Origin of the sequence: Rhizobium sp. BK181 (assembly GCF_014193305.1) — a bacterium.
Lineage (GTDB): Bacteria > Pseudomonadota > Alphaproteobacteria > Rhizobiales > Rhizobiaceae > Rhizobium.
Window position 1 is genome coordinate 208246 of sequence record NZ_JACHZA010000008.1, and the last position, 13227, is coordinate 221472.

Consider the following 13227-nt stretch of genomic DNA (forward strand, 5'->3'; position numbering starts at 1 on the left):
GCCGTTGCCCTGGCAATCGGCCAGAAGGACCTGGTTCAGCAAAGGAAGGCGCCGTGCGACATATCGTGATCATCGGCATAGGAACGGGTAACCCCGAGCATGTGACGGTACAGGCGATCAACGCCATGAACCGTGCCCATACGATCTTCATCCCCACCAAGGGAGCCGCAAAGGACGGGCTTGCCGCAGTCCGTCGCGAGATCTGCAGCCGCTACCTCACCAATGGCACCACCGCCATCGTGGAATTTGCCGTGCCCCAACGGCTCACCACAGGGCAGACCTATCTGGAGAGCGTTGACGACTGGCACGGAGCCCTCGCCGAGGTCTACACCAAACTGATCGCGGCGTTGCCACAAACCGCTGTCGGCGCATTTCTAGTCTGGGGCGATCCCAGTCTCTACGACAGCACGATCCGCATTCTCGAGCGCGCCTACTCGCTCCAGACGGTCGAATTCGATGTCTCCGTCATTCCGGGGATCACCAGCATGCAGGCGCTCGCGGCCAGCCATCGCATCCCCCTCAACCTTGTCGGCAAGCCAGTCGAAATCACCACCGGCCGCCGCCTCGCCCAGTTCGGAAACCAGGCGGACACCACGGTTGTCATGCTCGACGGCGAGCTTGCCTTCTCGAAGATCGACGATCCGGAGGCCGAAATCTTCTGGGGCGCCTACCTCGGAACCCCCGACGAAATCACCCATGCCGGGCGACTGGCGGATGTCGCAGACGACATTGTCAGGTCCAGGGCAGACGCGCGTGCACGCCACGGCTGGATCATGGACATCTATCTGTTGCGCAAGGGGCAGGACTTCGACGATCTTTGACCAGATCCCGGTTTTGCTCCACGGTCCGATCATGTAAGGACGTGGCCGAGGCAATATGATGATGACGACGCACCGACAGCTGGAGGAAGAAAGCCCCGGGAATGCGCACCCGCATGGGATCCGGCGCGGCGCCTGCCCCACGCTTTTCGAGCCGATGCAAACCGGCGATGGTCTGCTCGCTCGTTTGAGGCCAGTTGCAGGAACCCTTTCGTTGAGGCAGTTCTCGCTCCTGGCCGAAGCGGCTGAACGCCTTGGAAACGGTCTTCTGGAAATCACCTCACGCGGCAGCCTGCAGGTGCGCGGCCTTCGCGGGGAAACCGCCACCCAATTTGCAAACGAGGCCGAAGCTGCGGGCCTTCTGATCCCCGGTGGTCCGGCGATCGAGCTGTCGCCACTTCATGGGCTCGCGCCACAAGAAATCGGAAATCCCGCTCCGGTCGAGACGATGCTGAGGGCAAGGCTTTCTGCGCAGCTCGCCTCACCCCTAATCGCCCCGAAACTCTCTGTTCTGCTCGACGGCGGCGGTGGCGACGGGATCTCACCCCTGTTCGCCGATATCAGGATTATGGCAGTCTCGCCGGACAACTGGCAACTTGCCATCGACGGCAATGGCAAGACCGCGATCCCGCTTCTGACAGGCGATGCCGAGGCCTGCGTGCGTGCTGTCGCCGATCTTCTTGACCTGCTGATCTCTCTTGGTCGCCACAGGCGATGTCGCGACATTCCACGGCTGACGCTTCAGTCGATGTTCCCGTTGATGCCTGCCCAGCATCTTGTCGACCGGGATAGATCCGACATATCCCTGACAGGCTGCTTTCCGCTTGCCGACGGGTCGCTCGCTGTCGGTCTCAGGCCACGCTTTGGACAGATCCGGGCCGATCAGCTGCTTGCCTTCTTTAGCCGTGCGGAGGCGATCGGTGCCGGCGAGGTCAGGCTCGCCCCCGGTCGGGTCCTGCTCCTCACCGGCCTTCGGGCTGACGCAGCCCTGGCGATTGCCGGCTCCGCTGCAGATCACGGTCTTTCTGCCGACAGCCATGACCCCTCCTCCCACATTGCTGCTTGCGCGGGTGCCGGCGCCTGCGCCTGCGGCCATTACAGTACAAGGACGCTCGCCGAAGCGATCGTTGCGACGTCGGCCGATCTCCTCGATGGCTCCATGGTCGTCCATTTCTCCGGCTGCGCCAAAGGATGCGCCCTTCGTTCGCGCGCCCTCACCCTTGTCGGCTCCGAAGACGGCTATCGCCTGATGCTTGATGGCACCCCGCTCGACGCCCCGGACGCACAGATCGCTAGCGGCGGCGCCGAATCCGCTATAGAGAACATCGCTCGCTTCATCAAAAACGAGAGACGTGCTGGCGAATCGGCTAGGTCCTGCCTTTCAAGGGCAGGAAAGGCTGCCGTCATCCGGGCGTTGCGACAGGAATAGACATGCCAGACTACGACTACATTAAGAGTGGCGACACCATCTACGAGCGATCATTCGCAATCATTCGCAGTGAAGCCGACCTGTCGCGGTTCTCGACAGAGGAGGCCGATGTTGCCGTTCGCATGATTCACGCATGCGGCCTTGTCCAGGCTGCCGACAGCTTCCTGTTCTCGCCTGGCGTGGTAAAGGCTGCACGCATGGCCCTTCAGGACGGGGCGCCGATCTTTTGCGACGCCGAAATGGTTGCCCATGGCATCACCCGCACCCGCCTGCCCGCCCACAACGATGTGATCTGCACATTGCATGATCCACGAACGCCAGGCCTTGCGAACCAGACCGGTAACACGCGTTCAGCCGCCGCACTCCACCTCTGGCTGGACCGCCTCGCAGGCAGCGTTGTGGCGATCGGCAATGCTCCAACGGCCCTGTTCCACCTCCTCGAATTGCTGCGAGACGGCGCGCCTAAGCCGGCTGCGATCATCGGCATGCCCGTTGGTTTTGTCGGTGCCGCGGAATCGAAGGATGCACTTGCCGATAACGCCTACGGCGTGCCCTTTGCAATCGTACGTGGTCGCCTCGGCGGCAGCGCCATGACTGCCGCTGCCATCAACGCTCTGGCGAGGCCTGGCCTATGACCGGTACTGGCCGTCTCATCGGTGTCGGAACCGGACCGGGAGATCCCGAACTTCTGACCGTCAAGGCCATCAAGGCGATCGATGCCGCCAAGGTCGTTGCCTATTTTGCCAAGCGGGGCAGGGGCGGCAACGGCAAGGCCATCGTCGAGCACCTGCTTGGCGACAAGATCCTGCTGCCTCTCTATTATCCGGTCACGACCGAGATCGAGACCTCGCACGAGTCCTACCGCAACCAGATCACGTCCTTCTATGACGAGTCGGCCGCCGCGGTCGCCGATCATCTCGACGTCGGTCGGACCGTTGCCGTCCTTAGCGAGGGCGACCCGCTGTTTTACGGCTCCTACATGCATCTCCACGTCCGCCTCGCGAGCCGCTACCCGACAGAGGTCATACCCGGCATCAGCGCCATGTCCGGATGCTGGTCGCTTGCCGGCCTGCCGATCGTGCAGGGGGACGACGTGCTATCCGTACTGCCTGGTACAATGGAGGAGGGGGAGCTGCGGCGCAGGCTTTCTGACACCCAGGCGGCGGTGATCATGAAGGTCGGACGGAACCTTCCGAAGATCCGCCGTGCGTTGGAGGCGTCCGGGCGCCTTCCGGACGCGGTCTACGTTGAACGCGGGACGATGGCCAATGCGGCAATGACGAAACTGGCAGACCGGCCCGACGGCGAAGCGCCGTATTTTTCGCTGGTGCTGGTGCCGGGTTGGGAAGCACGGCGATGACGGGCAAGCTTTTCGTAATCGGCACGGGCCCGGGCAACCCCGAGCAGATGACACCGGAATCGCGCGCTGCCGTTTCGGAGGCAACGGATTTCTATGGCTATGGTCCCTATCTCGATCGACTTGAACTGAGGCCGGACCAGCGTCGGCGCGCATCGGACAATCGTCAGGAACTTGACCGCGCCACCGAGGCCCTGAAGGCCGCTGCCGACGGCGCCAACGTCTGCGTCGTGTCAGGCGGCGATCCCGGCGTGTTTGCAATGGCTGCCGCCGTCTGTGAGGCTGTCGACAATGGGCCGGCCAGCTGGCGCGACATCGATCTTGTCATCCTGCCGGGCATCACAGCCATGCTAGCGGTCGCCGCGCGCGTCGGCGCGCCGCTTGGCCACGACTTTTGCGCGATCTCCCTGTCTGATAATCTAAAGCCTTGGAATATAATAGAAAATAGGCTTGAAACGGTGGCGCGGGCAGGCTTCGTCATCGCTCTCTACAATCCGATTAGCAAAGCCCGTCCTTGGCAGCTCGGCCGGGCGCTCGAGCTCCTCCGCCCCATCCTGCCGCCGACGACACCGGTGATTTTCGGAAGGGCAGCTGGCAGGCCCGATGAAAGCATCACCGTTCAACCGCTTCAGGACGCTAACGCCGACATCGCCGACATGGCGACCTGCGTGATCATCGGCTCGCAGGAGACCCGTGTCATCGCCCGCAACGGCAGACCGGATCTCGTCTACACACCCCGCTTCCTGGAAGGAGCAAAGAGGTGATCGACCGCCGAGAGCATCAGTTCCACCGTGGCAAGCGCCTGCATGTCAGCGCTCTCAGCCCGCCTGACCATGATGACCTCGATGCCGAGCGCACGGGCGGCGACGATCTTGGCGTATGTCGCCGATCCCCCGCTGTTCTTGGTGACAACCGCATCAATACGGTTGGCCTTCAGAAGCGCTACCTCGTCCTCCACCACGTAGGGGCCGCGATCGAGGATCAGCTCGACAGCAGGCAGGGCGAGCGGCGGATCAACGGGATCGACACTTCTCACGAGATAGAAATGATGGGGCTTTGCTTCCGCCAACTGCGCCTCCTGGCGACCAATAGCCAGAAAGGCACGGCGAGGGGAGGGGCCAAGCGCATCGATCGCGTCTGCGATAGACGCAACATGTGTCCACCGGTCGTCGAGTTCCTCGCTCCATTCCGGCCGACGCAAAGCGAGAGCGGGTATGCCGGCCGCCTTGGACGCCTCACCGGCGTTCTTCGATATCCGCGTGGCGAAGGGGTGCGTTGCGTCGATCAAAAGATCAAACTTACCTGTGGCGAGAAAGCTGGCCAATCCTTCCGCGCCACCAAAGCCACCCATGCGGACAGGTACGGCCTGACTCACCGGTTTCTCGGTACGGCCAGCCAAGGACAGCAAAATCTCGTATGCTCCGGTCGCGGCAAGCGCCTGCGCCAGGATCCGCGCATCCCCCGTGCCACCCAGTATCAGGATACGGGCCTTTTCCATGTCTGACGTGTCTTTTGCTCCGGCTGAACGCTGGCTGACTATTATCGGTATCGGCGAGGATGGTCCAGCCGGGCTCGGTGACGAAGCAAAGACGCTGATATCAGCTGCGACCATCGTCTTCGGCGGCACACGGCATCTTGAACTGGCTTCGCCAATCATCAACGGCACTAAGCTGGCCTGGGAAAGTCCATTCCAACGGTCAATCGAGGCGGTCATCGCGCGCCGTGGAATGCCAGTTGTCGTCCTCGGCTCCGGAGATCCGTTTCTTTACGGGATAGGGGCAACCCTGTCCCGATCGATCGGCGCCGGCGAGATCCGAACCATTCCCGCACCGTCCTCATTCAGCCTCGCTGCCGCCCGCCTCGGATGGCCGCTGCAGGGGGCCACATGCCTTTCCCTGCATGGACGCCCTTTGGAGCTGCTTTTGCCGCATCTCCATCACGACAGACGGATCATCGCATTGACCTCTGATGGCGAGACGCCGCTCCGCCTGGCCAAGATGCTGCGCGATCTTGGTTTCGGCCTGTCGCGGCTTCATCTTCTCGAGGCGATTGGTGGACAGCATGAACGGCAGCGGAGCGTGATTGCCGACGATTTCGATCTTTCTGACGTCAACCCGTTGAACGTCTGTGCCATCGAGGTGGTGGCAGGGGAGGGGGCCCGGCAGCTTGCCTTCACGCCTGGTCTCGACGACAGCCTTTTCGAGCATGATGGCCAGATCACCAAAAAGGAGGTACGGGCCCTCACGCTGTCAGCACTTGCCCCACGGCATGGCGAATTGCTTTGGGACGTTGGCGCAGGGTCCGGTTCGATCGGCATCGAGTGGATGCTCGCCAACCCGTCGCTGCGGGCAATCGCTATCGAGCAGTCTGCCGAACGGGCGGCAAGGGTTGCGCGCAATGCGCTTGCCTTCGGCGTTCCGGGACTGTCGATCGTCGAAGGCGCAGCACCTGTGGCGCTTGGGGGCCTGCCGGAACCCGATGCGATTTTCGTCGGCGGCGGAGGGAGTGGGGCCGGTGTCATGGAGACCACGATCGGCGCTCTGAAACCCGGCGGCCGGCTTGTCGCCAACGCGGTCACCCTGGAGATGGAGGCACTGCTTCTTTCACTCCACGGGCAACATGGCGGTTGCCTGACGCGGATCGATATCGCGCGCGTAGCGCCGATCGGCGAAATGAACGGCTGGCGGCCCGCCATGCCCGTCACGCAGTGGCGCTGGACAAAGTAGTAAGGAAAAAGAGATGACGGTTCATTTTATTGGCGCTGGACCGGGCGCCGCCGACCTGATCACGGTCCGTGGTCGCGATCTCATCGCATCCTGCGCGGTCTGTCTCTATGCCGGTTCGATCGTCTCGCCCGAGCTGCTGCAATATTGCCCGCCGGACGCCCGCATCATCGATACCGCGCCTATGTCGCTGGATGAAATAGAAGCGGAGTACGTTGCCGCCTCGGCGGCCGGCCACGATGTGGCTCGGCTGCACTCGGGAGATCTATCCGTATGGAGTGCTGTTGCCGAGCAGATCCGTCGGCTGCAGAGACACGAGATCGACTATACAATGACGCCGGGCGTTCCTTCCTTTGCAGCCGCGGCCGCCACACTTGGTCGAGAACTGACGATCCCGGCATTGGCGCAAAGCCTCGTGCTGACGCGCGTCTCCGGACGCGCATCGCCAATGCCGGCCGGAGAAACCCTTGAGAAGTTCGGGGCGACCGGGGCCACGCTCGCAATCCATCTCGCCATTCACGCGCTTGATCGCGTTGTGAAAGAGCTGACCCCGATTTATGGCGCCGCCTGTCCCGTCGCCATTGTCGCCAAGGCATCCTGGCCCGACGAAATGGTCATCCGCGGCACGCTCGGCGACATCGAGGCAAAGTTTGCTGAAACCCCGGTCGAACGCACGGCGATCATTTTCGTCGGTCCGTCGCTCGACATCACTGACTTCCGCGAAAGCGCGCTCTATGACGTCTCGTATCAAAGGCGCTTTCGCGGTCGGGAGTAGGGGAGGGGCTCTCGTCAAACGCTCGACGAGAGGAAGTCCATGCTGGCGCGAAGCGAGCTCGACGGGTCCTCGAGCCCGTGAACTTCAGCCGCGAAGGGCTCGAACGAAAATCGTCCCTGGTAGCCGGCTGCAAGCAGGGCCTTGATCTGTCCCAGATTGTCCAGCCGGTCTTCCCCGTCCACCAGGACACGGTGCGGATCGCGCATGTCTGACCGCGAAACAGAGGGGTCAATGACGCCGGAAATGTGCACCAGGCCTGTCAGCTCTGCAAACAGCCTGTCCTCGCCGGCGAGATGATGGTGGAACGTGTCATGGACCAGCCGGAACGTCGATCGCGCCTCGAGCGCATCGATCACAGCAGCCGCCTCCGCCTTTGACCGGAGTGAGCAAATCTCGAAACCCAGCGGCTCGACCAGCCCGATGATCTCAGCCGCATCAAGCAATGGTTTCAATTCGATCAGCGACCGGCGCAGATTCTCCTGGCGCTCGCCGTCGGCCCGCCCGGTTCCGTCGTTCTTCGGGACGAGCACCAGTGCCCTGGCGCCGCAGTCCCTGGCATAACCGATCAGGTCCTTCGCCTCGTCCTTGCGCTCGAGGCTCCAGTCGTTGAACCGTTGCAGCGCGTTGATCGACAGGATCGTCAGCCGATGCTCCCGCGCAGCCTTCGCAACGGCGTCTGGCGACGTGCCGTCAAGAATGGCGTTGCCGGCAAGGTCATTGCGGATCTCGACGGCATCGACATCGAGCGACGTTGCGAGCCCAAAGAAATCCTGGACAGAAAGTTGTGGCGCCACCATGTGATTGAGCGCGAAATGAAGTTGCGCCATGTCAGTCTCCTCCCAAATGTGCCGGTCGAACACCGCACCCGGCGGCCCGACCGGTTGACCTTCTAACGGGATTCGTGCGCTGATCCATCTCCCTACCAGGACTTTGGCATTTCATTCCTGCGAGAAAACAATACTTCGATGCAAGAAAAGCCTCACGACGAGGGATGGACTGCCGGACCTTGATGCCGCTGGAAGCGGTGACCTATGGTCAATAATGAGTCGACCGACTGCTGTATATCCGGAAACAACTTCGTTCTTTGCAGAAAGTTCGACCGCAACTGAAAGCATAGGTGTGTTTAAAACGCGATTTTTAGGCGTAACTTCATGTCTTCGCGGACGATCTCGTAACATTTTTCAGAAATTTTATTCCTGTTGATTACCTAGCCGTTCGGCGTAGACTGCTATTGCGGGAGTATAGTGAAATGCAATTTCAGAATTACCTCTTGCTAGGTAGAAATTTATTTGTTGGAATTTTTGCCGTTAACCTTTGGAAATATTTTTGTATTGCGTATTAGTAAATGAGTATGTAGTTTCTTAATAAAGTAGAAATGCGGCATTCACAGTTCCGTGATAGCGCTGGAGGCAAGTTTCTACTTTTAGACTGACTATTGGGGATCATCAAAGCGTTCATGTAACTGCCGTTCAAGTATTTCAATACTTGCTGCGAACCATGTCGCGCATCTAGGGGTATGAGGCTAGTATGAATTACGTACACCCGGAATTTGAGAATGGGAGAATAGCATTGAGTGGCATTCGGCCCACAACGGCAATGTCAGCCGGTGCGCAGGACGACAAGTGCCTGCTGATCATCGACGCAAGGACACTCGAGCGTGAATGCCTTGCGACGACATTGATGGCGAATGGACTGGGCATGGCCGCTGTCGCCGTTGGCTCGATCGCGGATTGGCGGAGGAAGAAGGACCATTGCCGGCCCGTTGGCGCTGTACTTCTCAATATCGCCGGGCGCAAGGCAAATGACGCCGCACTGTCCGAAGAAATCGCAAACATTACCGAAGAAGTGGCACCGGCTCCGGTGGTCATTCTGGCCGATGGTGACGACCTTAGCCAGACCTTGAAAATGCTCGAGTACGGCGCACGCGGCTTCATTCCGACTTCAGTCGGCATCGAGGTATGTGTCGAGGCCATCGCCCTGGCGATCGCAGGTGGCACCTTCATTCTCGCCGGTCACGCGTTTTCTGCGCCGGTCGCCACAGCGAGTGTCGAGAAGATGCCGGAACCACAGCGGCCGAAGGAGCTCACGCGCATCTTTACGCTGAGACAAGCCGAGGTCGTGCAGGCGCTTCGCAAGGGCAAGGCGAACAAGATCATCGCCTATGAACTCAATCTGCGCGAGAGCACGGTGAAGGTCCACATCCGGAACATCATGAAGAAGCTCAAGGCAACCAACCGGACGGAAGTCGCCTACAAGCTCAACGACATGTTCCAGAACGACGGTCGTTGGAGCACCGCAGCCGAATAGCTCTTTTTCTGCTCGTTTTTGTCTACATCAACAGTAAGACCTCTACAGATGGCGCGCAGTCGAGACTGCCGCCGTCTGCAGCATCGCCACCATCGCTCCCTCCGGAACCATCAGGGCGCGTTACCAACCTCACTGTGGCTCTGCTGCTCGTTTGCAGTCATGACAGGGACTGGCCGGTCGTGCCGACGACCCAATATCTGCCTGAAACCCTTGGCCGAAAACGGCTGGACGAGTTGCCCCAGAAATCCTTCGGCAACGCGACCACTGATGCCGATGTCCACAGGCGGTCTGCGTGGCGGATTAAAGTATGTCCCGAAGATCTGATCCCAAAGGACAAGGTTCTCACCGTAGTTCGTATTTCCTTCGGCAAGCACCTTCGAATGGTGCCAGCGGTGCAAGCGCGGCGTGCTGAAGACCCAGTCTAGCGGTCCAGTGGTCACATCCATGTTGCAGTGGGTCAGAAGGCCAATGAACGCCGTCACCGCGCCGATCCAGAGAAAGACCGGTAAGGGAGCGCCCATCAGGTAAAGCGGAAGTTGGCTAAGCGCGATTTTGAAGAGCGAGTCGACGATATGAAAGCGGCCCGTATTGACGACCCACAGGCGTTCGACACTGTGATGGAGCGCATGGAAGCGCCACAGGGAAAGAATTTCGTGCGCGGCGCGATGGGCGACGTAGAGGCCGAATTCCGCGATCGTCAATCCGAGCACAACCTGCAGGGCGAGGGGCCATTCATGCGGCCACACCGCCAGGGGCGAGTTCAACGACGGCTGCAGCACCGTCGCAACCGCCATTGGCGCCGATGCGCCGATCGCCGCTGCGATCTGCACACCGCCTTTGCTGAGCAAGGTGTGGGCAATGTCGTTGAGGGTTTCGCCATCGCGCTTCAGCCATTGCCGTTCATAGGGCATGAGCCGCTCGAAGCCGGCGATGAGGGCGACGATCGTGAGATAGACCACGTTGAAAAACAACAAAGGAGCGCCTGTCGAAAAGGCCCATCCGGCCCCGACCAGTCCCCCGACAAAAAGCCCTGGCCAAAGAATCCATGACGTCGCGATGTATAGCTGCGACTTGCCCTCAGTCATCTCAAGTCACCCTGACCCTCAAAATCTGAAGCGCATGTTACATCGCAAATTTCGCCATCCGCCAAGGGCCAAAGGGAACTTTGTGTCAGATGGTCACACGTAGGATATGGTGTATCCGCGCCCAACGCCTTGAAACGCTGGGCCAAGGTGTCCGATGCCGTGACGCGCGTTTCTGCAACGTCAGATATCGTAATTGTCACCCAGCCTGCTTCCTGATAGGCGTCGCCGTCAGTCACACCCTGTACCCTCGCAAGTCGATGCAATCAAGATCCTCCGACCCATCCACAAGCCCGCTCCTCGGCATTGCACTTGCCTGCGCCGGCTATTCGCTTTTTGCCATACAGGATGCCATCGTGAAGTGGCTGGTCGCAGACTACGCCGTTCCGCAGATCCTCTTCATGCGCAGCATCATGATCGTTGCGATTTCCGGCATCCTGGTGCGCCGGCTGCGGCATCCCTCGATACTGAAGAGCCCACACCGGAAATCGCTGCTGCTGCGCGCAGGGCTGATGCTTGCCGCCTGGATGGCCTATTATTCGGCGGCACGCCATCTCGGTCTCGCCGAGATTACAACGATGTATTTCTCGGCCCCCATCATGGTGGTGTTCCTGTCCATCCTGGTGCTCAAGGAAAACGTCGGACCGATGCGCTGGCTGGCGTGCATGGGAGGCTTCGCGGGTGTTCTTCTCGCCGCCAATCCTGCTGAAGCGCCAAGCCTCGCGCCTGCGGCAATGGTGATCTTCGCGGGTTTCTGCTGGGCGTGGAGCACCGTGCTCGTCCGCCTGGTCAGCCGCACCGAAAGCACGCTCAATCAGATGATGGCGACAAGCTTTCTGTTCGTTGTCGCCTGCGGCGCGATGCTGCCCTGGTTATGGAAAACGCCGGATCTTTTCGGGTGGGTGCTGATGATCGGGCTCGGTTTCGTCGCTGCCGCCGGGCAGTATCTCCTCTATGAGGGCTTCCGCCATGCGCCGGCCTCGACGCTTGCGCCGATGGAATACAGCGGCCTCGTCTGGGCGTTTCTCTATGGATATCTCATCTGGTCCGAAGTCCCGACCACAAATGTCGTGGCAGGAGCCGTGCTGATCGTCGCCTCCAGCCTTACGCTTGTGTGGTGGGAGCGTCGGCAGATCCTGTCGACGCGCCGCCTGACGGCATAGCTGTCCCCATCACTGACCTCGTCAGTTGTAGGCCGGAGCGCTAGCCTCGTGCGCCATGCTGAGCTTCTGAGCGGCCAAGACCACCTCGAGCCGGTTTCGCGCATCAAGCTTCTGCATGAGGACCGTCATGTAATGCTTGACCGTCTTCTCGCTGATATCCAGACCGGTCGCGATTTCACGGTTGGTGTTGCCGCGCATCAGATAGCCGACAATTTGCTCCTCGCGGGCGCTCAACCGGAGATGCACCTGCGTCTTGCGGCGCAGCGCCTCGGTCTTCATCGACATGATGACCTTGGTGGCAAAGCCTGGTGTGATGAAGGTGTTGCCGGAGTAGACGGTTCGGATGGCTTCGTGCAGATCAGATGCAGAGCTGCCTTTCAGCACGTAACCGGAAACCCCCAGGCCCAGGACCTGAATTGCCGTCTCGATGCTCGAGCTGGCCGTGAACACGATGATCCGGGTGCGCTTGTAGCGCTGCAACATGATCTCGATCGCGGCAATCGCATCGCCCGGCATACTCAGGTCGACCACGACCACATCAGGATCAAGTTCTTCGACCAGCTTTAGCGCATCAACGGCATTTTCGCCCTTGCCGACGATCGCCAAATCTTCCTTGTTCGAGTAAAGACTGACCAATCCCTCGAGTAGTATAGGATGATCATCGACGAACGCTACTGAAATCGCCATGCCAGTCCCTCCCGTTGCAAGTACTACCCTAGCCCATCGGAATGCAATTTTGAAGTTAATACTTAAGTAATAGTTAAGTTAGCGCACTACTGGATAGTGTCACTTCCTACAAATTATGTTTCAGAAGTAAATATGCGCAATCTCGAAGAACACCCCTTGCCATCCATTCAGAAACGGAGGAGACGGCTTTCCGGAAAATCGAGGTGTACGCCAATGGAGACAACGGAAATGCGTATGCCCAAAACCCGAAGAGTGCCGTAGCCTGTCGGGACTATTTCCTTAAAACTCTCTAATAATAGCACTCGCCGCACCGTTGCAAAATCGCCAATCTCTACCGGACCCTACGCCGATAGGAGTATATACAGACGCGATATGGCGACGGCACAGAGCAACCAGCTCTTGCGCTTGAGGCGTACCAATCCCCGAAACGGATTTGGGAGGTCGAACCGTCGTCGGTCCGGTCAGCTCACCCGTGTTGTGGTGTCACGCCAGCGCCCGCCCCTTATTCCTCTCTGAATGCCTTCATCATTTGGTCGGTGAATGGCTTGAGGAGGTATGAGAGGGCGGTTCGCTCGGCGGTCTGGACGAAGACCTCGACGGGCATTCCGGGGATGAGCTTGTTGTCCTTGAGGAGGTTCTGGTCGTTAAGCGACAGGGAGGCGAGGTAGTAGGGCTGTCCGGTGGCGCGGTCGAGCGTGGTTGCGGCGGCGACGACGTCGACCTTGCCGTGGAGTTCCGGGGTGGTGCGCTGGTTGAAGGCGGTGAAGCGCATGCGGGCCGGCTGGCCGGGCGAGACGCGGTCGATGTCGACGGGGGGAATGCGGACCTCGATGCTGAGGTGCTCGCTTTTCGGGACGACCGACATGACGGTGGCGCCCGGCGCGAT

The 13227-nt window shown here is 60.2% G+C and carries 14 protein-coding genes; 9 read left to right on the forward strand and 5 right to left on the reverse strand.

Features of this window, described 5'->3' with window-relative positions:
• The first annotated feature begins 53 nt into the window (after nt 1-53).
• The 5 genes from cobF to FHT77_RS19480 all read left to right on the forward strand — a co-directional run bounded on the left by cobF (nt 54) and on the right by FHT77_RS19480 (nt 4368).
• Nucleotides 54-821, forward strand: coding sequence for a precorrin-6A synthase (deacetylating) (gene cobF, locus FHT77_RS19460; protein ID WP_183756548.1), 768 nt, complete (start codon nt 54-56; stop codon nt 819-821).
• 61 nt (nt 822-882) lie between these two features.
• Nucleotides 883-2247, forward strand: coding sequence for a precorrin-3B synthase (gene cobG, locus FHT77_RS19465; RefSeq protein WP_246719942.1), 1365 nt, complete (start codon nt 883-885; stop codon nt 2245-2247).
• Nucleotides 2248-2249: 2 nt separating this feature from the next.
• Nucleotides 2250-2882, forward strand: coding sequence for a precorrin-8X methylmutase (locus tag FHT77_RS19470; RefSeq protein ID WP_183756550.1), 633 nt, complete (start codon nt 2250-2252; stop codon nt 2880-2882).
• Entirely contained in the window at nt 2879-3607 is a 729-nt protein-coding gene (locus FHT77_RS19475; RefSeq protein ID WP_183756551.1) for a precorrin-2 C(20)-methyltransferase, read from the forward strand. The genes FHT77_RS19470 and FHT77_RS19475 overlap by 4 nt, the downstream gene beginning before the upstream one ends.
• On the forward strand, nt 3604-4368 hold the full coding sequence (locus FHT77_RS19480) for a precorrin-3B C(17)-methyltransferase (RefSeq protein ID WP_183756552.1): 765 nt from the start codon (nt 3604-3606) through the stop codon (nt 4366-4368). The genes FHT77_RS19475 and FHT77_RS19480 overlap by 4 nt, the downstream gene beginning before the upstream one ends.
• Here FHT77_RS19480 and FHT77_RS19485 read toward each other — a convergent pair.
• On the reverse strand, nt 4332-5102 hold the full coding sequence (locus FHT77_RS19485) for a cobalt-precorrin-6A reductase (RefSeq protein WP_183756553.1): 771 nt from the start codon (nt 5100-5102) through the stop codon (nt 4332-4334). The two genes, FHT77_RS19480 and FHT77_RS19485, sit on opposite strands and share 37 nt — an antisense overlap.
• Between FHT77_RS19485 and cbiE the strand changes: the two genes are divergently transcribed.
• Together cbiE and cobM are read left to right on the forward strand one after the other, a co-directional pair.
• Entirely contained in the window at nt 5101-6330 is a 1230-nt protein-coding gene (gene cbiE / locus FHT77_RS19490) for a precorrin-6y C5,15-methyltransferase (decarboxylating) subunit CbiE (RefSeq protein WP_183756554.1), read from the forward strand. The two genes, FHT77_RS19485 and cbiE, sit on opposite strands and share 2 nt — an antisense overlap.
• Nucleotides 6331-6343: 13 nt before the next feature.
• Nucleotides 6344-7102, forward strand: a complete 759-nt coding sequence (gene cobM, locus FHT77_RS19495) for a precorrin-4 C(11)-methyltransferase (RefSeq protein ID WP_183756555.1) — start codon at nt 6344-6346, stop codon at nt 7100-7102.
• 14 nt (nt 7103-7116) lie between these two features.
• On the opposite strand, the gene FHT77_RS19500 is transcribed toward cobM, so the two are convergent.
• Nucleotides 7117-7929 (reverse strand): TIM barrel protein, encoded by an 813-nt coding sequence (locus tag FHT77_RS19500; RefSeq protein WP_183756556.1) that lies wholly within the window; start codon nt 7927-7929, stop codon nt 7117-7119.
• Nucleotides 7930-8629: 700 nt separating this feature from the next.
• Here FHT77_RS19500 and FHT77_RS19505 point away from each other — a divergent pair.
• Nucleotides 8630-9409 (forward strand): response regulator transcription factor, encoded by a 780-nt coding sequence (locus FHT77_RS19505; protein ID WP_183756557.1) that lies wholly within the window; start codon nt 8630-8632, stop codon nt 9407-9409.
• 110 nt (nt 9410-9519) lie between these two features.
• Here FHT77_RS19505 and FHT77_RS19510 read toward each other — a convergent pair whose 3' ends face one another.
• Nucleotides 9520-10494, reverse strand: coding sequence for a sterol desaturase family protein (locus FHT77_RS19510; RefSeq protein WP_183756558.1), 975 nt, complete (start codon nt 10492-10494; stop codon nt 9520-9522).
• Between the two features lie 257 nt (nt 10495-10751).
• On the opposite strand from FHT77_RS19510, the gene FHT77_RS19515 reads away from it, so the two are divergent.
• A complete protein-coding gene (locus FHT77_RS19515; RefSeq protein WP_183756559.1) occupies nt 10752-11654 on the forward strand; it encodes a DMT family transporter in 903 nt (300 codons plus the stop codon).
• A gap of 21 nt (nt 11655-11675) precedes the next feature.
• Here the strand turns inward: FHT77_RS19515 and FHT77_RS19520 are convergent, their stop codons facing one another.
• Together FHT77_RS19520 and FHT77_RS19525 are read right to left on the reverse strand one after the other, a co-directional pair.
• On the reverse strand, nt 11676-12341 hold the full coding sequence (locus FHT77_RS19520) for a response regulator transcription factor (RefSeq protein WP_183756560.1): 666 nt from the start codon (nt 12339-12341) through the stop codon (nt 11676-11678).
• A gap of 502 nt (nt 12342-12843) precedes the next feature.
• Nucleotides 12844-13227 (reverse strand): HlyD family secretion protein (locus tag FHT77_RS19525; protein WP_183756561.1); only part of this gene is annotated, 384 nt, incomplete at its 5' end.